Source organism: Frankia sp. CcI156, from assembly GCF_001983015.1.
Taxonomy (GTDB): Bacteria; Actinomycetota; Actinomycetes; order Frankiales; family Frankiaceae; genus Frankia; species Frankia casuarinae.
Genome location: NZ_MOMD01000039.1, coordinates 17420 through 42254 on the forward strand (window position 1 = coordinate 17420; position 24835 = coordinate 42254).

Annotated in this window: 24 protein-coding genes and 1 pseudogene; 9 read left to right on the plus strand and 16 right to left on the minus strand. The window is 72.2% G+C overall.

What is annotated here, in order from left to right; genetic code table 11:
• The first annotated feature begins 98 nt into the window (after nucleotides 1-98).
• Nucleotides 99-518, plus strand: a complete 420-nt coding sequence (locus tag CcI156_RS15255; RefSeq protein ID WP_232235128.1) for a hypothetical protein — start codon at nucleotides 99-101, stop codon at nucleotides 516-518.
• Nucleotides 515-739: a helix-turn-helix transcriptional regulator gene (locus CcI156_RS15260; protein ID WP_011436695.1), complete on the plus strand. Its 225-nt coding sequence runs from the start codon at nucleotides 515-517 to the stop codon at nucleotides 737-739. The genes CcI156_RS15255 and CcI156_RS15260 overlap by 4 nt, the downstream gene beginning before the upstream one ends.
• Nucleotides 740-995: 256 nt before the next feature.
• Here the strand turns inward: CcI156_RS15260 and CcI156_RS15265 are convergent, their stop codons facing one another.
• Complete coding sequence (locus CcI156_RS15265) at nucleotides 996-2345, minus strand: MFS transporter (protein WP_083718569.1); 1350 nt, start codon at nucleotides 2343-2345, stop codon at nucleotides 996-998.
• Between the two features lie 103 nt (nucleotides 2346-2448).
• Here CcI156_RS15265 and CcI156_RS15270 point away from each other — a divergent pair, with 103 nt between their 5' ends.
• A complete protein-coding gene (locus CcI156_RS15270; protein WP_023841334.1) occupies nucleotides 2449-3027 on the plus strand; it encodes a TetR/AcrR family transcriptional regulator in 579 nt (192 codons plus the stop codon).
• On the opposite strand, the gene CcI156_RS15275 is transcribed toward CcI156_RS15270, so the two are convergent.
• Entirely contained in the window at nucleotides 3012-3485 is a 474-nt protein-coding gene (locus CcI156_RS15275) for a TM2 domain-containing protein (protein ID WP_232235127.1), read from the minus strand. The two genes, CcI156_RS15270 and CcI156_RS15275, sit on opposite strands and share 16 nt — an antisense overlap.
• 236 nt (nucleotides 3486-3721) lie before the next feature.
• Between CcI156_RS15275 and CcI156_RS15280 the strand changes: the two genes are divergently transcribed.
• The gene (locus tag CcI156_RS15280; protein ID WP_049760904.1) at nucleotides 3722-3994 is read left to right on the plus strand and encodes a hypothetical protein; all 273 of its coding nucleotides are present in this window, start codon (nucleotides 3722-3724) and stop codon (nucleotides 3992-3994) included.
• A 20-nt stretch (nucleotides 3995-4014) separates the two neighbouring features.
• Here CcI156_RS15280 and CcI156_RS15285 read toward each other — a convergent pair whose 3' ends face one another.
• Complete coding sequence (locus tag CcI156_RS15285; protein WP_076806427.1) at nucleotides 4015-4965, minus strand: hypothetical protein; 951 nt, start codon at nucleotides 4963-4965, stop codon at nucleotides 4015-4017.
• A gap of 889 nt (nucleotides 4966-5854) precedes the next feature.
• On the minus strand, nucleotides 5855-6841 hold the full coding sequence (locus tag CcI156_RS15290; protein ID WP_076806395.1) for an amidohydrolase family protein: 987 nt from the start codon (nucleotides 6839-6841) through the stop codon (nucleotides 5855-5857).
• Between the two features lie 196 nt (nucleotides 6842-7037).
• Between CcI156_RS15290 and CcI156_RS15295 the strand changes: the two genes are divergently transcribed.
• On the plus strand, nucleotides 7038-8555 hold the full coding sequence (locus CcI156_RS15295) for a helix-turn-helix domain-containing protein (RefSeq protein WP_254847450.1): 1518 nt from the start codon (nucleotides 7038-7040) through the stop codon (nucleotides 8553-8555).
• 82 nt (nucleotides 8556-8637) lie between these two features.
• On the opposite strand, the gene CcI156_RS15300 is transcribed toward CcI156_RS15295, so the two are convergent.
• The 3 genes and pseudogenes from CcI156_RS15300 to CcI156_RS15310 form a co-directional block, all read right to left on the minus strand.
• Complete coding sequence (locus tag CcI156_RS15300) at nucleotides 8638-10095, minus strand: MFS transporter (protein ID WP_139341517.1); 1458 nt, start codon at nucleotides 10093-10095, stop codon at nucleotides 8638-8640.
• A gap of 149 nt (nucleotides 10096-10244) precedes the next feature.
• Nucleotides 10245-10438 (minus strand): annotated as a pseudogene (locus CcI156_RS26995) (prolipoprotein diacylglyceryl transferase); the annotation flags it as partial.
• Nucleotides 10439-10468: 30 nt separating this feature from the next.
• Entirely contained in the window at nucleotides 10469-10957 is a 489-nt protein-coding gene (locus CcI156_RS15310; protein ID WP_076806434.1) for a MarR family winged helix-turn-helix transcriptional regulator, read from the minus strand.
• Nucleotides 10958-11171: 214 nt separating this feature from the next.
• Here CcI156_RS15310 and CcI156_RS15315 point away from each other — a divergent pair, with 214 nt between their 5' ends.
• On the plus strand, nucleotides 11172-11444 hold the full coding sequence (locus tag CcI156_RS15315; protein WP_035941703.1) for a helix-turn-helix domain-containing protein: 273 nt from the start codon (nucleotides 11172-11174) through the stop codon (nucleotides 11442-11444).
• A gap of 157 nt (nucleotides 11445-11601) precedes the next feature.
• Here CcI156_RS15315 and CcI156_RS15320 read toward each other — a convergent pair whose 3' ends face one another.
• From CcI156_RS15320 to CcI156_RS15350, 7 genes are all read right to left on the minus strand, one after another.
• A complete protein-coding gene (locus CcI156_RS15320) occupies nucleotides 11602-12153 on the minus strand; it encodes a hypothetical protein (RefSeq protein ID WP_076806397.1) in 552 nt (183 codons plus the stop codon).
• Nucleotides 12154-12194: 41 nt separating this feature from the next.
• On the minus strand, nucleotides 12195-13418 hold the full coding sequence (locus CcI156_RS15325; RefSeq protein WP_023841339.1) for an NAD(P)/FAD-dependent oxidoreductase: 1224 nt from the start codon (nucleotides 13416-13418) through the stop codon (nucleotides 12195-12197).
• 58 nt (nucleotides 13419-13476) lie between these two features.
• Nucleotides 13477-15174 (minus strand): carotenoid oxygenase family protein, encoded by a 1698-nt coding sequence (locus CcI156_RS15330; RefSeq protein WP_076806399.1) that lies wholly within the window; start codon nucleotides 15172-15174, stop codon nucleotides 13477-13479.
• Nucleotides 15175-15505: 331 nt separating this feature from the next.
• Entirely contained in the window at nucleotides 15506-15982 is a 477-nt protein-coding gene (locus CcI156_RS15335; protein WP_011436710.1) for a cobalamin biosynthesis protein, read from the minus strand.
• A complete protein-coding gene (locus tag CcI156_RS15340) occupies nucleotides 15979-17661 on the minus strand; it encodes a cobyrinate a,c-diamide synthase (protein ID WP_076806401.1) in 1683 nt (560 codons plus the stop codon). The genes CcI156_RS15335 and CcI156_RS15340 overlap by 4 nt, the downstream gene beginning before the upstream one ends.
• Nucleotides 17655-18263, minus strand: a complete 609-nt coding sequence (gene cobO / locus CcI156_RS15345; RefSeq protein ID WP_011436712.1) for a cob(I)yrinic acid a,c-diamide adenosyltransferase — start codon at nucleotides 18261-18263, stop codon at nucleotides 17655-17657. Before cobO ends, CcI156_RS15340 begins: the two co-directional genes overlap by 7 nt.
• Complete coding sequence (locus tag CcI156_RS15350) at nucleotides 18260-20518, minus strand: VWA domain-containing protein (RefSeq protein WP_371681811.1); 2259 nt, start codon at nucleotides 20516-20518, stop codon at nucleotides 18260-18262. Before CcI156_RS15350 ends, cobO begins: the two co-directional genes overlap by 4 nt.
• 747 nt (nucleotides 20519-21265) lie before the next feature.
• On the opposite strand from CcI156_RS15350, the gene CcI156_RS15355 reads away from it, so the two are divergent.
• Both CcI156_RS15355 and CcI156_RS15360 read left to right on the plus strand, forming a co-directional pair.
• Nucleotides 21266-22303 (plus strand): pentapeptide repeat-containing protein, encoded by a 1038-nt coding sequence (locus tag CcI156_RS15355; protein ID WP_076806404.1) that lies wholly within the window; start codon nucleotides 21266-21268, stop codon nucleotides 22301-22303.
• 101 nt (nucleotides 22304-22404) lie between these two features.
• Complete coding sequence (locus CcI156_RS15360; protein WP_011436715.1) at nucleotides 22405-23004, plus strand: adenylate/guanylate cyclase domain-containing protein; 600 nt, start codon at nucleotides 22405-22407, stop codon at nucleotides 23002-23004.
• A 72-nt stretch (nucleotides 23005-23076) separates the two neighbouring features.
• Here the strand turns inward: CcI156_RS15360 and CcI156_RS25725 are convergent, their stop codons facing one another.
• Nucleotides 23077-23253: a hypothetical protein gene (locus CcI156_RS25725; RefSeq protein ID WP_023841343.1), complete on the minus strand. Its 177-nt coding sequence runs from the start codon at nucleotides 23251-23253 to the stop codon at nucleotides 23077-23079.
• A gap of 142 nt (nucleotides 23254-23395) precedes the next feature.
• Between CcI156_RS25725 and CcI156_RS15365 the strand changes: the two genes are divergently transcribed.
• Nucleotides 23396-23623: a hypothetical protein gene (locus tag CcI156_RS15365; RefSeq protein WP_217697702.1), complete on the plus strand. Its 228-nt coding sequence runs from the start codon at nucleotides 23396-23398 to the stop codon at nucleotides 23621-23623.
• Nucleotides 23624-23764: 141 nt separating this feature from the next.
• On the opposite strand, the gene CcI156_RS15370 is transcribed toward CcI156_RS15365, so the two are convergent.
• Nucleotides 23765-24814: a site-specific integrase gene (locus CcI156_RS15370; RefSeq protein ID WP_108913407.1), complete on the minus strand. Its 1050-nt coding sequence runs from the start codon at nucleotides 24812-24814 to the stop codon at nucleotides 23765-23767.
• Nucleotides 24815-24835 lie beyond the last annotated feature (21 nt).

The following is a 24835-nucleotide window of genomic DNA, read 5'->3' on the forward strand; positions in this document are numbered from 1 at the left end:
ACCACGCCGGTCTCCTCTCACTCCTCCTACGTTGACGCCCAGGGCCGCCTATGACAAGCAAACTTGACTTTATGGAAAGTCGACTTTACATTCATGCCATGACCGATGACATGACCGATGAGACGCGGCGGGACAACGTGACACGCGCCGCCCGCAGGGCGATCTTCCTGGACGGTCTCCCCGTCGCCACCCTCGGCGGGATCGCTCTGGCCCTGGGCAGCGGCCCCGACCAGACCGCCGCCCAGAAGGCCTGGTGGCTGGGGGCCAGCGGCGCGTTCACGCTCGCCGTGGCATGGGTACTGCTGCGCGCCTTCCGCCGCGCCGACGAGTACCAGCGCAAGATCCAAGTGGAGAGCATGGCGATTACCTTCGCGGCAGTCCTGGTAGGGCTTCAGCTAGCCGCCCTGCTCGACGCCGCCGGCATCGTCCAGCTACGCCAGCTCACCCAGATAATCACCATCGGCGGCGTGGCGATGTGGCTGCTGATCGCAGACCTGCGCACCCGTCTACGCCGATGAAGAACCGGCTGCGCGTGCTGCGGGCGGAACGCCGGTGGAGCCAGGCCTACCTGGCCGACCGATGCCGGGTGTCCCGGCAGACCATCAACGCGATCGAGACCGAACGGTACGACCCCAGTCTTCTCCTGGCATTCACCCTCGCCGACATCTTCAGCCTGGCCATCGAGGAGATCTTCATCCCCGACCGGTCAGGGACAACCACCGCCACCGACCGGCCCTGAGCTCGACCTCGGCCAACGCGCCCCAGCCACTCCAACATCGACACCCCGCTCCGTCGACAGATCGCCGATCACCGRCACGCACCGGCAGCACCGGTGACCACAGCGGTCCTGCCCTCCACCGCAAACAGCTCACCCGGACCAGCAACCTCGGGCCGCGCCCATGCCTCCTGCATGCCGCATCCCGCACTTCACGCTGCTGGCGTATCCCCAGTAGTCGGGACGCTGGCCGAAGACCGGCGGCTGATCCGCCGGACCGTCAGGCGCCGGGCGCCGGGCGCCGGGCGCGGGTGAGCAGGCCGAGAAGCGCCAGCGCGGCGAGGGCCATGACGACCAGGCCGTACCCGCGGGCGGTGGGCAGCAGCCCGTGGTGGGTGACCAGGTAGCCGGCGACGACCGCGGGGACGCCGAAGGCGAGGTAGCACAGCACGTAGACGGTCGAGAGCAGGCCGGCGCGTTCGTGCGGGGCGACCAGGGGGATCAGGACGCGCAGGCCGCCCTGGAAACCGGCGCCGAGACCGATACCGGCCAGCGTGGTGCCGACGAAGAACGTCGGGGTGGAGGGAAGGTCCGCGCCGAGCAGGGTGACACCGACGCCGACGAGCAGGCCCAGGGCACCGAGGAACATCACGGTACGGGCAGCGGTGTCGCGCAGGAGCAGCACCGTCAGGGCCGCGGTCRCGGTGAGGGCGAAGACCGCGAGACCTCCCAGCACGACCCAGCGGGAGTCGACGACGAGACGGGCCAGGCTCGGGCCGAGGGAGAGGTAGAACCCGCTCAGGGCCCAGGATGCGACCAGGCAGGGCGCGGCGATCAGCAGGTCGCGGCGGGCGGCGGYGGGTACGCCGATGGTCGGGCGCAGCGACGCGAGCGCTCCGGGGATGCGCGGTGCGGTCTCGGGCATCGCCGCGACCCCGACCGCCTGGGCGAGCACGATCGCGCACAGCACCAGGTAGACCAGACGGGTGGGAGCGGGCAGGTAGGCCACGAGCAGACTGGACCCGAGGGCGCCCAGGGCCAGGCCGGTGAACGGGCCGACTCCGTTGGCCAGGGTGCCGCGGGCCCGGTCGAGGTCGAGCAGGCCGGCGCCGAGGGCGCCACTGGCGGCGCCGGTCGCCAGGCCCTGCAGAACGCGGCCGACGGTCAGTTCCCCCACCCCGCCGGCGGTGGCGAACACCGCCAGGGCGGCGGCGAGCAGCAGCGAGGAGGCGAGCAGCACCGGACGGCGCCCGATGTGGTCGGAGAGGGCTCCGACGGTGAGCAGCGCAGCGAGGACGGCCAGGGCGTACACGGCGAACACGACGGTCACGGTGATCGGGGAGAACCCCCAGCGGGCCTGGTAGACCGGGTAGAGGGGGGTGGGGGCCGAGGACGCGGCGAGGAACGAGCCGATCATCGACGTCTGCAGGAGGAATCCGGCGCGCGGGGACAGCCTGCCCCGGTGGGGCGCCGCGCCCGGGTCGGACGGGGCGTCGCGGGCCGCGGCCTGCCGCGGCAGGGCCACCGCCGGTACCGGGGCGGTGGCCGAGGACGGGGTCCCGTAACCGGCGGCGCCGGTCTGGCCGGTCTGGTCGGCGGGAAGGCCGGTGGCGATGGGTTGGGAGGACATCGGGTTTCCCTTCACCGGACAGCTAAAGCTAAGATTTTGCGTTAGCGCCCGACGGTACCCTCGGCCCGACGTTAACGCAAAGGATGTGCGTTAGGCTGGATGCGTGAGTCCGTCCGAGGGTCCGCGGCCCGGGGGGCGTAGCGCGCGGGTCCAGCAGTCCGTGCATGCCGCGGCGCGCGCGCTGCAGGCCGAGCGGGGTCGGCACGAGATCACGGTGCCGCTGGTCGCCGCCCGGGCGGGGGTGACCGCCTCCACCGTCTACCGGCGCTGGGGGGATCTGACCGAGCTGCTCGCCGACGTCGCCGCCGAGCGGCTGCGCCCGGAGACCCCGCCGGTGGACACCGGGTCGCTGCGCGGCGATCTCGCCGCCTACTGCGAGCAGTACCTGGAGGAGATGTCCTCCCCCGCGGGCCGGGCGTTCCTGCGCGACCTGGTCGCTTCCTGCGGCGACGACCGGCCGGCGTGCCGCTGTGACCTGTACATCCGCGAGCAGATCGGGGTCATCGTCGAACGGGCCGCGCGTCGCGGTGAACCCACCCCCGGGGTTGGTGAGATCGTCGAGGGAGTCATGGCGCCGATGATGTACCGCATCCTGTTCGTCGCCGACCCGGTCGATCTCGCCGACGCCCGCCGGTTGGTGGACGCCCTACTCGCCCGCGGCGGTGGTCAGCCGCGCGGGTAGCCGAGCCGGGTGTTGTACTCCTGGACCGCCGAGGCGGAGCTGACCATGGCGATCACCCACACGATGAACCACACCGGAACGGTGATGATCAGTGTGATGATGAAGAAGGAGAACATCCACAGGAACAGGTCGGCGATCAGAAGCACGACACCCGTGGTGGTCTTGCCGGCGTAGATGTGGCCCACGCCCAGCCACAGGAAGGTCAGCAGCAGCGCGACCGCGACCGACTTCGGCGGTACCGGCGGGTAGCCCTGGCCCGGGCCGGGACCCGGGAAGGGTTGCGGCGGGCCGATCGGATACGGCGTCGGACCCGGCCCGCCGGCCTGGCCGTGAGGCGGCGGCTGTCCGTACGGCTCGTATCCGTACGGCTCGTAGTATCCGGCCGGCCCGGGCTGCTGCGGTTGCCGGTGCGGATCGTCCCACCTTGTCATGTGACCCCCGATCTTGTCGGTGCACACTGTAACAGGATCATCCGGTTACGTGAATGGACCGGAATACCGGAACCGCGATCGGCATCCCCAACCTTCAGGAATGTGACATTCACCACACAAAGATCGTTATGTGGATAAACCTGTCGACAAGCCGGTGGGTAACCTGCCGCGACCCTGTGGATGTCCTGTGGGGCGATGCTGATCCCGGATTCGCCGAGAAGTCAAGATGTTGCGGTGCGTACCGGCCGCGATATCACTGGAGTATGGCTCTGGCGCATCTGACTTCTCGTCCGACCACCACCGCCCGGCCCGCCGTGCCCGCCGTGCCGGGCAGCGCGCCCGCGCTGCCTCCCAGCGTCGCCCGGGTCGCCGCCCGCACCCGGCTGTCCGCCGAGCTGCTGGCGGCGATCCTGGAGGTCGAGCGGCGCACGCGGGCCACCCTCGAGGACATCGAACGCGCCGACGCGCTGGCCGAACGGCTGCTCGTGCGCCGCGGTGCGCGGCTGCGCGCCGCGGCCGGCCGCCCGGCCCGGTGACCTGCTCCCCCGGGCTCGGCTCAGGCGGCGCCGGCCCGCCGCGAGGCGCGCTCGGCGTGCGCCGAGGTGAGCATCAGGATCTCGTTCATCCTCAGGGTGAGCACCCGCGACGGGTGCTTGTCGAGGATGTCCTCCACCTCGAGGAGGGCGGCTTGGGCCACCGCGGGATCGCGGCGCAGCGTGGTGGCGGCGAGCGACGCCAGCGCCCAGCCGCGGTCGAGGGTCGCCGGGGTGGTCAGGTCGATCGCGGTGTAGGCGGCGGACCGCGCCCCGGGCATCCCGAGGCGGGCCATCGCGTCGGCGACGACGCAGGCCTCCCGGACCTCGTCGAAGGGGGGCCAGCCGGGATGGCGCAGGCCGAGCACGGTCGGCCGGTGGCGCAGTCGGTTCAGGGCGGCGTCGAGGGCTGCCTCGTCGCCGGTGGCCGCGGCGACGGTGACCTGCACCGCCGCCGCCCAGCCGTGCAGGTAGGGATGGTCGACGGCGGCCGCCTTGGCCGCGGCGTTGCCGGCGGCGGCGTAGCGTCCGGTGACGAAGGCGATCGCCGCGTCCAGGCTGTGCGCGGTGCCGGTGAGCAGCCGGTCGTCGAGCTGGGCGGCGAACTGCTCGGTGAGGGTCGCGAACCGCCGCGCCGAGGTGTCGTCGCCGGTGTCGACGGCCAGCATCCCGAGGGAGAACGACAAGTAGCCGGCGACCYGGGTCAGTTCGGCGTGCACCGTCGGGGACAGCCGCCGTCCCAGGGCGGCCTGGACCCGCCGCCAGTCGGCGATGACCGGGCCCACCAGCGTCGTGTGTGGGGCGGAGAACAGGGTCGTGGCGTACCGGTGCAGCCGGTCGTCGAGTTCGGTGAGCGTCACCGGATCGGGATCGGCGAAGGTGATCTCCCGGGAGAGTACCGCCGCGGCCCGTCCGGCGGACGCCAGACCGAGCCGGTCCGAGGCCCGGGTGGGCGACAGTTCCAGGCCGTTCATGACCATCCCCTCACGTTCCGCACCGGCGCCTCGTGGCGCACCGGTCACAGCCCGGCGACGGATGTCCGACCGGGCGGGGACCATGCTTCGTTGCGTCGTCCCGTGGCTGGGGCCGCCGCCGGTCGGCACGGCCGGCCGTACGCCGATGATGCTGATGAACCCGCACGGTTCACCCCAGTGCGTAGCTGATCCGGCAAACACTGTGACCAGTCGCAAGCTACCGCGCAAGAGGGGGGTTGTGTACAGCGGTTTGACAGATTGATCAGAGTCTGCTCCTGGTCTGGCCCGGACAGCTCGGACGTTCCCGATGATCGAGCTCGGGGTCCGTCCCCGCCKTGCCCGCCCCCGCCGGTGAGGTGGTCGCGGCGCAGGTCAGGCAGGTCGGGGGGTGCGGTGTTCCCGGTCGTCGAGCCATCGGTCCAGATCCTGTTCCCTCGACGCCCCGCCGTCGCCGCCAATCCGCGATCCGTCGGATAACTCACAGGCGGACAACTCACCTGCCAGGGCAAGCCTCGCCTCCCCGTGGCCGGGCCACCCTGCCGATAGGGAGAACTGTGGTAGGGAGAGACTGTGGTAGGGAGAGGCAGTGGATCTCCGCGGGCAGACCGCACTGATCATCGGTGCGTCGACGGGCATCGGCGCCGTCTTCGCCCGCGAGTTCGCCGCCCGGGGCGCCGACCTCGTGCTCGTCAACCTCGTGCTCGTCGCGCGCGGCGAGGACCGGTTGCGCGCGAACGCCGCCGAGATCACCCGGCGCAACGCGCTGCTGGCCCGGGGTGGGCGGCTGCTGCCGCGGCGGGCGCTGATCCGGATCCCAGCTCCGGGTCGACGACCTGGTCCAGCTGCCGTCGTACGTCGGCCTCGGTCAGGACGGCTGACGCGACGGTCATCACGCGCCTGCCAGCCGCAGCTCGGCCGGCACCGGGAGGTCGTACATCTTGGCGGCGTTGAGCCCGAGGATCTTCTTCTTCTGCTCCGTGGTGATGGGTGCGTACCCCATGTCCTCGGGGAACTGCCAGTCGACGAAACTCTCGATGAGCCACTTGGGCGTCCAGATCGCGTAGTCGGAGGAGAACTGGATCTTGTCCTCGCCGATCCAGTAGAGAAGTTCGCCCATGACCTGGGCGAAGTAGCGCGGCTTCGAGTACATGAAGTGCATGACCACCGCGAGTCCGCCGTATACGTTGGTCTCCTGGGTCGCGATCCAGCAGAAGTCCTCCAGCCGGGGCATCCCCACGTGCTCCACAATGAAGTTCAGGTCTTCGAAATCGCTTGCGACGTGGTCGATGTCGGCGACGTCGAACGCGTCGCGGTCCAGCGGCTTGATGGTCGGTCCCTTGTGGACGTGGATGTTCTTGATGCCTAACTCCTGGCAGGCCTCCAGGTACCGATAAGCCCAGGGATCGGTCAGCTTCCATCCGCGCGAGCCGCCTTTCCACTCCGCGGTGTAGAGCTTGACCCCCTTGAGACCGAACCTCTCGGCGTCGGCGCGGAGCTGGTCGAGGCCGGCCTCGCCGTTGCGCGGATCCCAGTTGTGGTTGTAGGTCAGCTTGTCGGGGTGGGCCTGGGTGAGCGCGAACGCCTCTTCGGTCTGCCCGAACCCGTTGGTGTAGAACTCCCCGAGGTAGGCGGGTTRGAAGATGGCGTGGTCGACGTACCCGGTCTCGAACACATCCTTCATCAGCCGCTCGCCGCCCTGGTAGAGGTACTCGTCGTACTCCCACATCTCCGACGCCGGGGTAAAGCTCGTGTGGTAGGCGTAGAAGCAGTCGATGAACTGCTTGCCGTGGACGTTGCGCTGGTTCTCCGGKCGCCCGTCCCACAACGCGATGTGGGCGTCCACGATGAAGTAGTTCTCACCGTCCTTGGYGTACATCCTGGTCCTCCTCCGGCCCACGGCCATCGCGGGCCTGTCGGGAGGCTAGTGCCCGCGTGGGGGGAGAGGTCCCGGGGTCGATGTCTCATTGTGGGATGACCGAATGTCCCAAACTGAGACACGCGCGGCCGTGCCAGGGACGAGGCTGGCGCCTACGCTTATGACCTGGATCACAGCGGGGCTTTCAGGGAGTGTCATGCCCGACGACGTCATCCCGGCACGTGCCCGCGGGTTCGCGGCCKAGGCGCGCGCGGGGCGCGACCACACCCGGTCGGACGTCTCCTGCCGGCTGATGGCCTCCTGGCAGCGCAGCGAGGAGTACGGCGTCTCCCTCGACGACGTCGACCCGGTCTTCTCCGGCACGAWCGACCAGAGCTCGCTGTTCTACGACAGCGGCCGCGAGGTGCTGGCCAGCCTCCACCGGACGCTGGCCGCGGAGCCYGTCAGCCTGATGTTGACCGACGCGGACGGCTTGGTGCTCAACCGTCTCAGCGGGGACACCAGCCTCCTGCGCGCGCTGGACCGGGTCCACCTCGCGCCGGGCTTCTCCTACGCCGAGCGGGTGGTGGGTACGWCGGGACTCGGGCTCGCGCTGGCGGACCGCGCCCCGTCCCTGGTGCGGGCCGAGGAGCACTACGCCGTCGGGCTGTGCTGCTACACCTGCGCCGCGGCGCCGGTGCTCCACCCAGGGACCGGACGCCTCGAGGGCTCGGTCAACCTGACGACCTGGTCGGAGTCGTCGAGCAACCTGCTGCTCGCGCTGRCTGAGTCCGCCGCGCAGCACACGACGGACCTGATGCGGTTGCGGTCCGGGGGCGTCACGGGTGGCCGCCCGCGCCCACGCGGCGAGGTGTTCCGGGTGGAAAGCCCGCGCGCGGAGCCMGGGGCCGGCAGTCTGCACGACCTCTCCGGCTCCTGGCGCCGTGCGGTGTCACTGGCAGAGGCGGGCCTGCGCGACGGGCGGGTCGTGGCCTGTGTCGGCGAGCCGGGCAGTGGCCGTACGACGGCGCTCGCGCAGGCCCTGCGCCGGGCCTTTCCGCGCTACCGCATCCTGGCCGCGAGCAACCCGGCAGCGGCGGACGTCGAGCCGTGGCTGTCCCTGTGGACCCCGGAGCTGACGAAGGCGAGCACGGCGGTCATCGTGCGCGACGTCGACCTGCTCCCCCTGTGGGTGGCCGAACAGGTGCGGGACCGGGTGCTCAGGGCCCGGGTCGAGGCGCGATCGGGCGCAGCCGACCCGGCGGGCTGCCTACCCTTCGTGATCACGGTAGAGCGGTTCGAGGATATCCCGGCCGCACTGCGCGCGATCGTTGACGGGATCGTCCCGGTCGCACCGCTGCGCCAACGGCCCGAGGACATCGGGCCGTTGGCGCGGGTGGCGGCCCTGCGGGCACGGGGCCGCGAGGTGGATCTGACCCCGGCGGCCGAACGCGCCCTGTCCGACCATCGTTGGCCGGGCAACGTCGAGCAGCTGATGCAGGTCGTCAAGAAACTGGCTCGCCGCCACGACCCGATCGACGTCGGACACCTCCCGGCCGAGGTGCTCTCGCACGGCCGCCACCGGCTGACGCGACTGGAGACGTTCGAGCGGGACGAGATCGTGCGGGCTCTGAACGACCCGTCCCTCACCATGGCCGAGGCAGCCGAGCGGGTCGGCCTGAGCCGGTCCACGCTCTACCGGCGGATCGCCCAGTACGGCATCCGGGTCAGGTAGCCGCTCAGCCCGGACTCACCGGGYCGCGACCACGTAAGGATCACTGTCACGGGAGTACTAGAACTGTCACGGGAGTACTAGATCAGCACCTGGCGCTGTTTTCCGTTCCGATGTTCCTCATGCCCCGGCTAGGGGTGAGGAGGGGGGTGAACAGGAGGAGGGATGCCGCGGTGAGGCCGAYGATTGCCAGGCGGGGTCCGGTGGCGCCGGCGGCGAGGTGGACGGCGAGGGTGACCATGGCCACGCCGAGGGCGGTGCCCAGACCGCGGGTCATGTTGACCAGTCCGCCGCCGGTACCCGACGCGTGGGCCGGGATCGCACTCATGATCGTGGTGTTGTTGGTGGGGGTGTAGACGCCGAGGCCGAGGCCGAGCATGGCCATCGGGGGGATCAGCCAGGGTGCGGACAGTGGCACGGCGAGTGCGGCGGCGAGTRCCATCGTGCAGGTGACGGCGCCGAGCGCGTAGCGGCGGCGGTCGCTCCACCGGTCGGGTAGGACCGCCCCGGCGCCGCTGGCGGCGAGCGCGAAGCCTCCGGGCAGGGCGGYGAGGACCAGCCCGGCGTGCAGGGGGGAGGTGCCGCGGTCGGTGAGGACGACGGGGACCAGGACGAGCGGGCCGAACAGGACGAGGTAGCCGCACAGCGCGCCGACGAGTCCCCCCGCGAGGGCAGGGATGCGAAGGAGGCGCAGGTCGATCAGGGGTGCCGGCGCGCGGCGTTCCCGTTGGACGAGGCCGTAGCCGGCGAGCGGGGCGAGGATGGCGAGGATGGCGGTGGCCGCGGAGGGCAGGTTCAGGCCGGAGACGGCCGAGATGGCCAGCAGCAGGGTGGTGGTGGCGGTGGCGAGGAGGGCCAGGCCCGGCCAGTCGAAGGGGGCAGGGTCGGTGCGCTGGCGGGTGCGGGGTAGCAGGTAGTAGCCGGCGATGAGGGCGATTGTCCCGACGGGGACGTTGATGGCGAACACCCAGCGCCAGCCGAGGGTGGTGACCAGGGCTCCGCCGAGGGTGGGGCCGAGAGCGAGGCCGAGGGCCTGGGCGGCGGCCTGGACGCCCAGGGCGGCGCGCATCCTCGGGCGGGGTGCGCTGGTGGCGACAAGGGCGACGCTGTTGGCCTGCAGCATCGCGGCGCCGACGGCCTGCGCGACGCGGGAACCGATCAAAGCGGCGAGGCTGGGAGCCAGGCCACAGGCGGCCGAGGTGGCGGTGAAGACGAGGAGTCCGTAGAGGTAGAACTGYTTGCGGCCGTGGGCGTCGGCGAGCCGGCCGACGGGCACCAGCAGGGCGACCAGGGTGAGCAGGTAGGCCAGGGAGACCCAGGTGACTGCAGCGAGCGGGGCGTGGAACTGTGCGCACAGCGGCCCGTAGGCCAGGGTGACGATGCTGGCGTCGAGTTGGCCCATGAACGCGCCGAAGCACACGGTGGCGACCGCCAGYCACCAGCCGCCCGGCAGGTCGCGGACCGCGCGAGGGCGGGCCCGCTCGTGGGCCAGCAGCGACATCAGGGTGTTGCGGGATGCGGAGGTACGCACGCCCGGGTCCATGGCTACCTGCTCCTCCAGCGGAAGCCGCTCACGGCAGGGCGCGGCTCCCCAGCTCTGTCTGTGACAGATAAACTCTGTTTCAGACAGAGTAGGCCGGTGCGGGGGCGGATGCCAGGCCGGCCGCTGGAGGTGGGCACGCGGCGTTGGCAGCCGGCGGTGTAGGCCGCGACGTACAGGGCGAACAGCCTTCCCCGGCGAAAGGCCCAGCGCCGGTCGGCGGCGAGCAGCAGCACGCCGAGGTCCTGAAAGTAGTTACCCACCGTCCGATCGCCTGCGCCAGCACCAGCCCGGGCGCGGCGGCGTCCGCGAAGCCGGCGGGCGTGATCCCGCAGCGGCGGCAACCGGTTCGGCACGCCTCCCGAGGAACCTGCGGTCAGGGTCCGCCGGTGGCGACGGAGGACGGGTCGGCCGGGCGGCGGTCATCGAGCTGTTCGACCAGGCGTGACAGGGCCGGCAAGGCTTCGACAATAACGGCCTGGTCGGCGGCGGCGAGCCGGCCCAGTGYGTCGCCGAGCCTGCGTTCGTGGGCCTCGCGCCACCCCTGCAGATGGCGGGTACCGGTCTCGGTCAACGACACCCGGGCCGCGCGCCGGTCGGCCGGGTCGGTGASCCGCCGCAGAAGATCCGCGTCCGACATCTGTTGCACCAGGGTGCTCACCGTATTCGGGGCCAGGTGGAGYAGGCCGGYGAGCTCGCCCACCCGCGCGCCATCGCGTTCCTGCAGGCATTGCAACAACTCCACCTGGGCCATCGGCAGGGCCTCCCACGGGTAGTCGCTGCGGATACTCGTCCGCAGCACCCGCCGAAGTCGAGTGACGACCTCGGTCAACGCCCGCGCGTCCCRCTCCAGCCGTAGCTGCACCACCACCCCGACAGGATAGCTGGAAAAGGGCCGGTTTCACCRGTCGGATCAGCAGGTTCTCCACGACGAGGCCCAGACCCCACCGCAGGCCTCACCCGCCCCTGCTCGGCCGGCGGGCTCGGACCMGCACCCGTGACCAATTCTTATACCGTTATTAGTATCACGGTTGTGGTGCGGAGTCGGGTAGGGGCATGCCGGTACTACCATCATGGCCATGGTGCGGACGCCGTTGACCCGGCTGGAACGCGAACGCGGGGAGCGGTTGGGCGCCCTGCTGCGCACCGCCCGGGGGGACCGCAGCATGGTCGAGGTCGCCGCGGCGGCCGGGCTGTCGGCGGAGACGCTGCGCAAGATCGAGACGGGCCGGATCGCGACCCCGGCGTTCTTCACCGTCGCCGCGCTGGCGCGGGTCCTCGGCCTGTCCCTGGACCTGATCGCCGACGCCTGCGCCGATGCGGCGATCCCGTCTGGCGTCGCATGGGGCTGAGAAACCTCGGGAAGAAAGATTCGTGTTTGTCCTCCGTTCGGYTGAGTCGCTGAAGATTACCGGTGGCGGGGAGCCGCACGGCACGACCGTGGGCGCGKGGCGTATCACCCGGAGAACACGCGATCCCCGGCTCTGGTAGGTCAAAGCTGATGAGACGTCAAGGCCGCCGGCCGGTGGACCTGGTATTGAGCAGAGTTTCCCGGACTGTCTGCAGGAAGTGGGCTGGGCCAGCCTGGTCTGTCCAGCTGTCGCGGTAGGCCAGGGGAATGGGCGAGTTGCCGAGGTAGGTGGCGCGTAGGGCACGGGTGACCAGCGTCCCGGCACCGGCACCGGCAGAGCCGGCCGCGGCGGCTACGGTGTCGGCGGCGAGCTCCGTTTCTGTGCCGCCGGCGAAGGTGTAGGTGATGACGATGTGGACAGTGCCGTCGGCCGGGTCGGCGCTTATGGCGGGGTYGGTGGTCATCTGCCAGATGGCTCCGGGCTCGTCGCGGGTGACCGTCCACTCGACCTCGACGGTTGTGTCCGGGGCGACCTCGATGACGTCGACGAATCGTGCCCCCACCGGCACCGGGCGGTCGGTGTTCTCCCCGCGGACCGCCTTCGTCGCAGCGAAGGTGCCGACCCAGTTGTCGGGAGTTGCCATGAAGGCGTAAATCTCCGCTGCGGACAGTGGAATGTGCAGGCTGACTTCGAGCGTGGTGTCGAGCACTGGATGATCTCGATTCCTGCCGGCTGGGGGCGGGGGTTGGTTCAGGGTTCAGGGTCAGGATTCGTTGGAGAGCATTTCGGTTCGGTCAGGTGCGCCGGGGCGAAGAACTCCGCMAGCGGAACGAAGCCGGCAACCATACCGAGAAACTTTTTCCGGGTTTCTGGACTGTTCGCCGCGGCCACCAGCAGCGCGGCCAGTTCGGGGGGGAACGCCAGTTCGCCTACCGTGCAGGCAAGCCGGTAGGACGCGGCGGTCGCCTCGTCGCGATGCCGCTGGAAATCCGCCAGGGCGGCGTTCATCGGCTGCTGCCCGGACAGGCCGCGGTCCACCGCGGCCGCCAGCAGGTCCGCCTGGGTGAAGGCGTCGAGCATGCCCTGGGCGGTCACGGGATCGCGGTGGTAACCGGCGTCGCCGACCAGCGCCCAGCCCGGCCCGTGGCCTGCGCGGTAGTAGTTGTCGGGGTAGAGGGAGCCGTGGAAGCGTTCCTCGCGCCGGCCGCGGGTGGCCAGCTCGTCGGCCAACTCGGGGAAGACGGCACGCACGACACCGAGGAAGTTTCCCGGCACGTCGGCCCGGAACTCGGCCAGGCGCTCCCGCCGCCGCATAACCGCAACCACGGTCAGGCCGTCGTTAGTCGGCCAGCAGCCGATCTGGGCCCCGTTGCGGAAGCGGGCGCTGTGCTGCCGGTCGAGGCCGCTCCAGTACGAGTAGTAGATGAAGCTGGCGGCCGGTACGACGTTGTAGAAGGCGGCGTTCATCGTCGCCGCGATCGTGGAGCGGGGGCCGTCCGCGCCGATGACAATGGCGGCCCGATCCTCGGCCGCGGCGCCGCCGGAGCGCCGGGTGCCACCGCGGATACCCACCGCGCGGCCGTCGGCTACCAGTACGTCGGTCACCGGGTAGCCCAGGCGGACCTCGACGCCGGCGTCGAGCGCGGCGTCCAGCAGCATCGCGTCCAGCACGGTGCGCCGGGGTGCGTAGGCCGCGCTGATGCCGTCCACCGGATCGACGCCGCCGGTGATGACGCTGTCCTCCCAGGACAGCGTCATCTCGGTGATCGGCGGACACCCGGTTCGGACAAGTCGGTCAAGCAGCCCCCAACCGGCCAGCTGGTGTGCCCCGGCCTGGGGCAGATAGTGGGTGGACAGCGTGTCCGCCGGAAAGGTCGCGCGGTCGACCAGCAGCACMCGGTGGCCGCGCCGGGCCAGCAGCATGGCCAGCGGGGAACCGGCGCACCGGGCACCCACCACAATTGCGTCGTACATCCAGTCAACCCTTCTGAACGAGCGTCGCACACCCGTGCCGGTCAGCCCCGTCCACCGGTCAGCCGAGCCGGTCCAGGACGTCGGCGACGACCCTGCGCACGGTCGGCCCGAGACTTCTCCAGGCGGTACCGAGGTCGTCCGCGAAGAACCGGCGATATCCGGTGTCGACGGACCGGATGCTCGCCGCATACCCGGAATGGAACAGAACCGGAATCTTCAGCCCGGGCGCGGTGGCGACGGCGACGGGGCCGGCATCGAGCGCGAGCGCGTCGAAGACCTGGATCTCGGTGCKGTCGGCGTGCTTGAGGAAGACCAGCAGCCATCCGTCCCCACTACCATCGCCGTTCTCTCCGCCGGGCGCGACGTCGCCGTCGCCGGTGACCGGCACGTACACCGGCGACTCGCCGATGGTGCCGGTCGGAAACGACCACGAGCACTTCTCCGTCATCGTCTCGAGGTCGATGCACACCACCGACGAGGCAGTCCCGCCGGCCGGCAGCTGATCCACCGGCACGACCCGGTGCGGGTGGTCGCGGTACATCTCGACGACCCGGCTGACCAGGCTGTCCGGCGGTGCTCCCCAATACGCCTGCCACAGGTACCGGCCGCGTTCCAGGGCCGGGCGTCGCAGGTCCCTGGCGTAGAGCAGGGTGCCCCAGTGCCGCCGGGGCTCGAGGAAGTACCGGGTGGCGCGTACCTCGCCGGTGCGTCCGGCGATGACGTACCGACCCACCGGTGAGGCGTCGACCGGCGTCGGGAGAAATCCGCGCAGGCTGGCCGGGAAGTGCTTCCCGGACCCCCAGACGGTGTCGGTGTCGGTGATCGCGTAGTTGATGTCCCAGCCGTTCGAGTGGGCGACGTACAGGGTGATGTCGTCGCCGTCCTGGGCGTAGTCGGCGAACTCGTGGAACGACTCGTAGGGCACCCGGGCGTGCGCCACGGGGACAGCGCCCCCCACCCGTCTGGTGGTCAGATCCCTCTTCGCCACCAGATAGATATCGGTGAACGGCTGGTGCGGCCTGGTCCGGTTCCGGCCGGCGACGCTGCCCGGCTCGGGCCGGAAACCGATTTCGGTGAAGATGACGTAGTCCCTGGTCACCGTCACCTCGTGGGTGCCCTGCACGATGCGGGCGCCCGGTACGTGCCAGCTTTCCRACGCGCCGCTGCCGTCCCAGCGCACCACCCACAGCGGCCCCTCGACATCGGCCRTCGAATTTCCCCGGGGGCGTAGGTGGATGTTGCACCACCACAGGCAACCGTCGTCCAGGTCGACGACCGGATGGGACGTCGTCTGCACACCCGGGAACAGCGGGTGCGCGCCGACCTGCGGGTATTCGTCCACGCCACCGAGAAAACTCTTGAAATCAAAGGTGACCGGATCGAACTCCACCGGCCGCTGCCGATCGGAGGTCAACAGCAGCCGGTCGCCGAAGAAATGCGGCGCGGTGTGGCTCACCGCCGGTCGCGCGCCCACCAGCAACCCGGCCAGCTCCGCCGGCGGCAGCACCGAGCGCAGCGCGCCGAGAATGGCCAGGTCCGGAGTGACGACCCGGCGCGTCTGCCAGCGCTGGGTGGCCAGGTCGACCCGGGTGAGCATGCCCGGCCCGGTCAGGAAGAAATCGAGCGCGGTCGGCTGGGACGGACCGACGACGAAGGCGTGTCCGCGCAGGCCGGCCGGCCACTGCCCGGCAGTTGTGGTCAGCTCGACGTCATACTCGCGACTTGGTTCGAGGACATGGTAGAGCGCGTGATCCATGCGACTCCTTGTCGGTGCCCCCGCGACGATGACCCACCATGTTTTGGGTTCAACGCTATGTCGTTCTGAACAGCTGCTCTGAACAGCTGCTCTGAACGGTTGTCCTGACACGGCCCGTTCACCGGCCACAGCCAGATTACAACAGCTCACCACGCCGAAAAACACCGGCCGTCCGTACCATTGTCCGCGTGTATAGATCTATAGGGGTCACGCTGAGATGCGGCAAAAAGGGGCAGTGGGGTGACCGCGTAGTACGTCAACAACACCAGCGGCGCGAGCCGATGCTGATCAAAGGTGGTCCGCTCGGCCACCCAGCCGACCTGGTCCGCGGTCACGCGGAAGCGCCGCCATCCCGATCCGGCGTGCCATGCCGGGCGATCGCGACCGTCGCCCGCCGGCCGGCGCGTTTGGGTACGAGCAGGACCGGCTGTGGCATGGCCGTTGCCGGGGGCAGGGTGGCCGTTTCCGGGGACGGGGGGACAGCGAAGGGAATCAGACAGGCGGCCTCGGCGACGCTCGGGGTGCCGAGCGCGGCGTGGGCGGCGGCACCGGGATGGGGCACGTCGACGGTGGCGAGCAGGGCGGCGGGATGGCCCACCAGCGGCCAGCCGTGGTGGCGGGCGGCGGCGACGACGCCCGGTTCGTCCCGGCGGGCCTCGACCGTCGCCATCCGGCGCACCGCGCTCGCCGGCGCCGCGAGGTCGTGCAGCGCCGCCTCGACCAGCTCCAGGATCTCCGCCGCCGTCACCCCGGGCCGTGCGCCGACACCGACGACCAGCCTCCCGTCCCCCGGTTCCGCTCCGGTCACGCCGCGCCGGGCTGGATCCGGCCGGGTGGGCCGGCGGGCTTCGGGGCGCGGACGCGGGGTGCGGCGCCGGCGGTGTCCCGGCCGTCCTCCCGGCGGGCCGCGCGGGCGGCGGCGAGCAGGCGGGTGGCGGCGCCGGGCCGTCCAGCCCAGTGCAGATGCAGGTAGGAGGCGTGCACCCGGCGGTACACGAACCCCTCGGACATCCACGGCGACGCCGCCTGCTGCCCGCCGCGCCGGCCACCACCCGCCACGCGTCCCGGTGCGGGTCGGGGCGCGGTTTCGGGTACCGGCAGCCACCACGCCGCCACCCACGACGACCCGGGGGGCGGGCCTGCGGCGCCGTGGGCGGGGGACGGCGACCGTGGGTCGCACGGCGCCCGGCCGGGTGGGGGCCGTAGGACCGTACGGTGGAACTCGTGGGCGTGCACGGTGGTCCCGGCCGCCGCCAGGGGGCTGTCCGCGGCGGCGATCGCGCTGCGGTAGCCGAGGGTGAGCCGCGGGCCCATCACCGCCTCCACGTCGAGAACCCCGCACATCGGCGCGCCGTCCAGGGTGCGGGCCAGGTAGAGCAGTCCGGCGCACTCGGCGGCGACCGGCCCGCCGCGGGCGGCGAACGCGGCGACCTCGGCGCGTAACCGGGCGTTGTCGGCGAGCGCGGCGACGTGCTCCTCRGGGAAACCACCGCCGATGATCAGGGCGTCGGTTCCCGGTGGCAGCGTCTCGTCGCGCAGCGGGTCGACGGGGACGACGTCGGCGCCCGCGGCGGTGAGCAGCTCGATGTGTTCGGGGTAGCCGAAGGTGAACGCGGCTCCCCCGGCGACCGCGACCCGCGGGGGCCGGTCGGGYATCGCGGGCATCGCGGGCATCGCCGGGTCCGCTGTGGTGACCGCTGCCGGTCCGGCCGCGGCGAGCACGGTGGCCGGCTCCCAACGTGCGACGCGCAACGGCGGCGCGGTGCGTGCCACCCGCAGCAGGGCGTCGAGGTCGCAGGCGGATCCGACCAGCGCGCCGAGCCGGTCGACGGCGGCGACGGCGGCGGGTCTGCGTTCCGCCGCCGGCACCAGACCGAGATGCCGCGAGGGGGTGTGGACGGCCTGTTCCCGCGGCAGCGCGCCGAGCACGGGCACGGCGATGTCGTCGAGTGCCTCGGTGAGCAGATCGCGGTGATGGGGGGAACCGACCCGGTTGAGGATCACCCCGGCCAGGCGGATCCGCCGGTCGAATCCGYGGAACCCGGCGACGAGCGCGGCGATCGAGCGGGCGGCGCCGGAGACGTCGACGACGAGCACGACGGGGGCGTCGAGCAGCCGGGCGACGTGCGCGGTGGAGGCATGGTCGGCCTGCTCACCGGGACCGGGACGGGCCACCCCGTCGAACAGGCCCATCACCCCTTCGACGACGGCGAGGTCCGCGCCGCGGGCCCCGTGGGCGAACAGCGCGGCGATGCGCGCCGCGCCGCAGAGCACCGCGTCGAGGTTGCGGCCCGGCCGGCCGCAGGCCAGCGCGTGGTAGCTGGGATCGATGTAGTCCGGGCCGACCTTGTGCGGGGAGACGTGCAGGCCGCGGGCGGTGAACGCGGCCATCAGCCCGGTGGTCACCGTCGTCTTGCCGGCGCCGCTGGCCGGGGCGGCGAGAACCAGCCGGGGAATGTCGATCTCCGCCCGGGGCTCGCTCACCACTCGATGCCCCGCTGCCCCTTTTGCCCGGTGTCCATGGGGTGGCGGACCTTGGTCATCTCGGTGACGAGGTCGGCGGCGTCGAGCAGCTCCCGGGGGGCGCGTCGCCCGGTGACGACGACATGCTGGCGGCCGGGGCGGGAACGCAGGACCTCGACGACCTCGTTGACGTCGAGCCATCCCCAGCGCAACGGGTAGGTCAGTTCGTCGAGCACGTACAGCCGGTAGGTCTGGGCGGTGAGGTCCCGGGTGATCTGCGCCCAGCCCTCCCGGGCGGCGGCACCCGGGTCGCCGTCCGGGTCGACCCGTTCGCGTACCCAGCTCCAGCCCGCGCCCATCTTGTGCCAGGTGACCGGGCCGCCCTGGCCGGAGTCGGCGAGGACGTGCAGCGCGCGTTCCTCGCCGATACGCCACTTCGCGGACTTGACGAACTGGAACACTCCGACCGGCCAGCCCTGTGACCAGGCGCGCAACGCCAGACCGAACGCGGCCGTCGACTTCCCCTTGCCGTCGCCGGTGTGAACCATCAGCAGCGGCCGGTCGCGGCGCTGGCGGGTGGTCAGCCCGTCGTCGGGGACGGTCTCGGGCTGTCCCTGCGGCGTCAACAGGCCACCTTTCCGGACGTCGCGCGGGGCGTCGCGCGGGGAGTGAGATGGTGCAGGGAGTCCAGCGGGATCGTGACGCCGCCGAGGGCGCCCGCGAGCCGCTGGGCCAGGCCCAGGCGCAGGAAACCGTTCTCGCAGTCGACGACGACGCTGCTCAACTCACCCCGGCCGCCGCCACGCCCCCCACCGCCACGCCCCCCGGTACCGGCCCGTCCGCCCGTCGCCGGTCCGGCCGCGCCACCGGCGGCGCGCACCAGCGCGCGGGCCACCGGCAGCGGGTCGTCCCCGGCGGTCGCCCGGCCGTCGGTGACGACCACGAGCAGGGCCCGCCGCGTCGGATCACGGCGCCGTTCGGCGCGCAGGACCTCACCGGCGAGGCCCAGCCCGGCGGCCAGCGGGGTCCGCCCGCCGGTGGGCAGCGCGCGCAGCCGGGCCGCGCCCACCTCCACGCTCGAGGTCGGCGCGAGCACCACCTCCGCTCCCGACCCCCGGAAAGTGATCATCCCGATCCGGTCGCGGCGCTGGTAGGCGTCGACGAGCAGGGCCAGCACGGCCGTGGTGACCAGGGTCATCCGCGCGCGGGCGGCCATCGACCCGCTGGCATCGACGACGAACAGCACCAGGTTGCCCTCCCGGCCGACGCGCACGGCGCCACGGCGGTCCGCCGGGACCAGCACGAGGCCGGGTCCGCACCGGCCGCGGGCGGCCTGGAACGGGGCGGCGGCGAGCAGGGTCGCCGGCAGATGCAGGCCGGGTGCGTCCGCGGCGGTGGTGACGAGCGCGCCGCGGCTGCCGCGGGCCGGGGATCGACGTCCGGTGGCTCCCGAGGAGGTTCCGAGGCCGGCGACGGTGAGCAGCCGCGGCCGGCTCGCCGCCGCCGGTGCGCCGGCGAGCCGGGTCGAAGACGCCGTCGCGGTCGAAGACGCCGACGGGGACAGCCGTGCCGACCACCGGTCCCCGCCGTCCCCGCTGTCCCCGCCGTTCCCGTCATCCCCGCCGTTCCCGTCATCCCCGCCGTTCCCCGCGCCGCGGTTCCCATCCCCCGCACCGTCGCAGCCGTGGGAACCGCCGTCACCACGGGGCGCGCCCCCCGAACCGCCGCCGTCGGGCGGGTCGTCATCGGGGCGCGCATCGTTCACCGGTACCCCGGATTCCCCGGCACCGGATTCCCCGGCACCGGATTCCCCGGCACCGGATCCGCCGGCTTCTTCGCCGGCTTCTTCGCCGGCTTCACATTCGCCGGCCTCGCGTTCGGCCCCGACGCGCTCGTCGAGAGCGGCCAGGGCCTCGTCGAGGACGGCGTCGAGGGTCTCGTCGTCCATTCCGGGGGCGTCGAACGGGCCGCGGCGGCGGCGATGCGGTAGCGCGAGACGGGCACCGGTACGGATGTCGGCGGCGAGCACCGTGGCGCGCCCCGCCCACGCGGCGAGTGCCATCGCGGTCTTGGCCAGCACCACGTCGGCGCGCATGCCGTCGACGTCGCAGCCGGCGCAGATGGCGGTGACGGCCCGCAGCGCCGCGTCGGTGAGCCGGACCGTGCCGAGCCGGCCGCGGGCGGCGACGACCCGGGCCGCGAGTTCCGCCTCCGCGTCCGCCCAGGTCGCGGCGAAYCCGGCCGGGTCGGCTTCGAACGCCAGCCGTCGGCGGASGACCTCCGCGCGCACCGCCGGGTCACGGCTGGCCGCGACGTGCACGGTCAGCCCGAACCGGTCGAGCAGCTGCGGACGCAGCTCGCCCTCCTCCGGGTTCATCGTCCCGACCAGCAGGAACACCGCCGGATGGCGCACCGACACCCCGTCGCGTTCGACGTGGGCGACCCCGAAGGCGGCGGCGTCGAGAAGCAGGTCAACGAGATGGTCCCCCAGCAGGTTGACCTCGTCGACGTAGAGCAGCCCGCGGTGGGCGGCGGCGAGCAGACCCGGGCGCAGAACGCTGACCCCGTCGGCCAACGCCCGGTCCAGGTCGAGGGAACCGGTTAGCCGGTCTTCGGAGGCGCCCACGGGTAGTTCCACCAGCCGGGCCGGACGGGTCAGTGACGGCGACGGCGCGGGATGCGGGCCGTCGGGGCAGTCCGGTAACGGCGCGTCGGGCGCGCAGGAGAACCGGCAGCCCTCCGTGACCGTCACCGGGGGCAGCAGGGCGGCCAAGCCGCGCACGGCGGTGGACTTGGCGGTGCCCTTCTCCCCACGCACGAGGATTCCGCCCAGCGTGGGGGAGACCGCGTTGAGCAGCAGGGCCAGGCGCAGGTCGTCCATGCCGACCACCGCCGACAGCGGGAAGCTCACCACGGTGTCGACGCCGTCGAGGCAAGCGGGTGTCGCCGGTGCGTCGTGTGCACCGGCTGCGRCTGACAGGATCGACAGGATCGACACGACGGATACCACGGATGCCGATGCGGCGCGTGCGGCCGGGATGGCCGATGTGGCAGTGGTACGGGCATGCCGGGGTCCTCCCAGGGTCCTCGCCCATGGTCATCACGGCGACGGCCGGAGTATCCTGGCTCCCGGATCGACGCGCACCTTCGGCCTTCCAGCCGCCGCTGCGGCCGTGGCCCGTCGCCCCGCCGGGGCGGCTCGGGGTTCCTCTCCGGACCCCTGGTCGGGCGATCGCCGGGCACGCCCGCCTCCTCGTCGGCGAGCCTGCCCAGGAAGGGTTCGCTTCCCGGTGACAGTGGCGGGACCGCGCCGGACTCGCACCGGCTTCCTCCCCCTGCTGTCGCGTCTGTCAGCATGACATATCCGTCGGCGACCAGTACGTCGTCTCGACGACCAGGACGTCGAGACGACCCTCCCTCCCACCCAGATGACCATTGGGTGCTGACCGCTGACCGCTGACCAGACGCCCTGTGCTCGTTGAACCGGCGCTGGTCGTGGGCGAGGATCGCGGGCGAACTGGTATCCCGGCCAGCCCGAGGCCGGTGGACACGGGGGTGGCGACGTCATCCTCCGCGGTCGCGTCTGTCAGAATGATGTCTCCCGTCGACGTTCAGAAGGGCACACACCTTGCCCGACGATCTCGATCCCGCCGCGGGAATCACCGGGGACGCCCGCGGCCGGCTGCGTGCCGACTGCGGGCGCTGTTTCGCGCTGTGCTGCGTGGCACCGGCGTTCTCCGCCTCGGTGGACTTCGCGATTGACAAACCCGCCGGCACGGCCTGCCCCAACCTGAACGCGGGCTTCCGCTGTGCCGTCCACGAGCAGCTGCGGCCGCGGGGGTTCCGCGGCTGCGCCGTGTATGACTGCTTCGGCKCCGGGCAGCAGGTCTGCCAGGTCACCTACGGCGGGCGGGACTGGCGAGCGGCCCCGGACAGTGCCCGGCAGATGTTCGATGTCTTCGCGGTCATGCGGACGCTGCACGAGCTGCTGTGGTATCTGAGCGAGGCGCTGAGCCGGCCCGCCGCCGCCCCGCTGCACGCCGAGCTGCATGACGCCCGCGCTCGCACCATGCTGCTGACCTGCGCCGACGCCGACACGCTGCTCGCCGTGGACGTCCCCGCGCTGCGTCAGGCGGTCCATCTGCTGTTGCTGCAGGCCAGCGACCTGGTCCGCGCCGAGCTGCCGGGCGGTGCCGGGAACAGGCGTCCCCGGCGGCGCCCCCGCGGCGCCGACCTGCTCGGCGCGAACCTCGCCGGGGCGGATCTGCGCGGCGCGGCGCTGCAGGGAACCCTCCTGATCGGCGCGGATCTGCGGGGGGCGGATCTGCGCGGCGCCGACCTGCTCGGCGCTGACCTGCGCGACACCGACCTGCACGGCGCCAACCTGCACGGCGCCCTGTTCGTCGTTCAGGCCCAGCTCGACGCCGCCCGCGGGGACGCCACCACGGCGCTGCCCCCGGCTCTGACCCGCCCCGTGCACTGGACGCGCACGGCGGACCCGACGCGGCCGGACCCCAGAACGCACCCCGTGGCGGGCTCGGGCCCCGGGCCCGGGACGGTGCCGATCCCCTCGTCGTCGCCCAGCGCGGCCCGGCCGCGGCGGTCGGCGAGTTCTCCTCGGTCGCCTCGTTCTCCTCGGTCGCCTCGTTCCCCACGCCGCCGCTGACCGGCAGACCAGTCGTCGCCGGCGCCGGGTCCGATCCCCCGGTCGGGTCACGGCGCGGAAATCACGTCTTCACCGGCGGGATGGCGCGTCAGGATGGGACCATGGCACGCGAGGATACCGGCGACATCCGGCAGGACCCGGAACGGGACGCCTGCATCACCGCCACGAGCATGTTCGTGGGCATCACCGGGACCACCGACATCGGCAGAGGAATCGACCCGGAATCGCTGCAGGAGGTCCTGCGGCGGGCGTTCACCCTCGTGCGCACCATCGTCTCCACGCATGGCGGCTCGGTCGAGAGATTCATCGGGGACGCCGCGTTCGCGGTGTTCGGCGTTCCCGAGCCGCATGTGGACGACGCGCTGCGCGCCGTCCACGCCGCCCTTGAGATTCGGGCCGCGACGGAGGCGCTCAACACCGAACGGCACCACAACCGGGACCTGAGGCTGCGCGTGCGGATCGGGATCAACACCGGYGAGGTCACCGTCGCCGGTGGCGCCAGTGGCGACCCGGTGAACGTCGCCTCCCGGTTGGAACACGCCGCGCCCGCCGGCGAGATCTTCATCGGCGGCACCACTTATCATCTCGTCCGGGACAGCGTCACCGCGAGCGAGGCGGATCCCCTCGTCGTGCAGGGCAGGCCCGTCCCGTTGCGTGTGCACCGGCTGATCGGACTGGCCGCTCCGTCGCCGGCCGCCTGAGCACTACCGGCCGCCGCCGGTGCTCCGGCCCCGGATCCGTGGGCGAGCGGGACGAAGGGCGGTGCGGGACTGTCAGCGGCGCCGGACGCGACGTGAACCGGTCCGCGGGATGGCGGCCGGTTGGGGGCCGCGGCCCAGCCCGCCGTGGCGGACCTGCATGTGGGTGGCGAGCAGATGGGACGCCTCGGCCTTGGTGGCGACCCGGTCCGAGGTGATACCGCAGTACGTGCAGGTGTATCTGGCCATCATGAGGTCCCTTCGGATGCTCGGGTAGGGCCAGAATGCGGCAATGCCGCGACAGACGCATCACATTCCCAGTTCGCATACCTATCTGAGACGCTAATCTTCCACGTGTTTGCATGTCAATCTGGTACGCCCATAAGGTGGGTGGATGCCCCGCCCGCCGTGGACGCCGAGGACGCAGGCTCACCATGAGCTCATGGCCGCCCTGTCCGCCTCGGTCGACRCTGCCTGCGAGGCGGAGGAAAGAATGTGGGAGGCCGCCCGCGCCGCCCGCGCCGGCGGGGTGCCGATCGACCTGGTGGCCGCGCTCACCCGACGCGGACGGACCACCGTCTACCGCCATCTCCCCCTTGGACAGGATCTCGGCGACGCCTGAACGCGCACCGCTTCGCCGGCGGTGGCCAGCAGTCGGCTGTCCGGGGCGAAGGCCACCTCGCGCACCGGCCCGACCCGCACCTGCATGCCGGGGACGCCGCGTGCGCGGTTCCGTCCACGCCGGATCCCAGGCCGGTCGGGTTCACAGCCCGACGCGGCCGGAGGGGTTGTCGCGGTCGAACAGCCGTCCGGCGCGGACGTAGCCGTCGAGCGACGCTGAGGAGCGCCACCGGCCCTGGCGCATGATCGACCGGTCGGCGACACCGGCGCGGGCGGCGGCGGTGGCGAACCCGGAGCGCAGCGAATGCCCGGCGAAGTCGGCCGGGTCGAGTCCGGCGGCGGCCACCCGGCGCTGCACGATTCGGGCCACCGAGCCCGGGTAGAGCCGCCCCGGCGCGACCTGCCCGTGCCGGTTGACCGCGCGGAACGCCGGCCCGTCGGTCAGCGCGGCGGCGTCCACCCAGGCCCGCCAGGCCCGCACCGGGCAGGTCGGCCGGTAGGAGCCGTAGGCGACGCCGACCAGGGCACCGGCGGCCTCCTGGTCGGTCTTCGACGCCCGGATCGTCAGGACGACTCCGTCGGGGGTCTCCAGCAGGTCGGCGACGTCGAGGCCGACGAGTTCGGAGCGGCGCAGGCAGCCGGCGAATCCGATCAGCAGCAGGGCCCGGTCGCGGACGTCGGCGAGGTCGTCGTCGCGCAGCCCGGCGACGACCCGGGCCAGCAGGGAGGTGTCCAGCGCGGCYTTGCGGTTCGGGCGGACCCCGCGGGTGCGGCGGATACCGTCCCAGACGGCGCAGACCTCCGGTGCGCTCGCCGGGTTGGGATGGCGACCGAGCTGGTGGGAGACGGAGATCGCGGCGAGCCGGCGGCGGATCGTCGAGGGCTTGTACCCGGCGTCGGCGAGCGTGGCGAGGTAACCCGCGACCGTCGCCGGGGTCGCCGGCAGCGGGCACAGCGGCACCGTCTGACGTTCACACCAGGCCCGGAACTGACGCAGGTCACTGTCGTAGGCCCGCCAGGTCGCCGTGGAACGCGCGGCGCGGGCGTAGTCCCCTACCCGAGCGAGCAGATCGGCGGTGAGCTGTCCATCGGTGCCCGGCGCCAGGACCGGCACCGGCGGCTGTGCCGCGCCGGCGGAGCCGGCCGGTAACGCACGGGGGCCGGCGATCGGCCTGGTGGTCTCGTCGTTCACCGCCGGGGCGTCCGGGCATCC

Bases quoted from the DNA above. Each gene is read 5' to 3' on its own strand.
- CcI156_RS15255 (WP_232235128.1), top strand. From the start codon at position 99: ATGACCGATGACATGACCGATGAGACGCGGCGGGACAACGTGACACGC.
- CcI156_RS15260 (WP_011436695.1), top strand. From the start codon at position 515: ATGAAGAACCGGCTGCGCGTGCTGCGGGCGGAACGCCGGTGGAGCCAG.
- CcI156_RS15280 (WP_049760904.1), top strand. From the start codon at position 3,722: ATGGCTCTGGCGCATCTGACTTCTCGTCCGACCACCACCGCCCGGCCC.
- CcI156_RS15315 (WP_035941703.1), top strand. From the start codon at position 11,172: ATGGTGCGGACGCCGTTGACCCGGCTGGAACGCGAACGCGGGGAGCGG.
- CcI156_RS25725 (WP_023841343.1), bottom strand. From the start codon at position 23,253: ATGATGGCCAGATACACCTGCACGTACTGCGGTATCACCTCGGACCGG.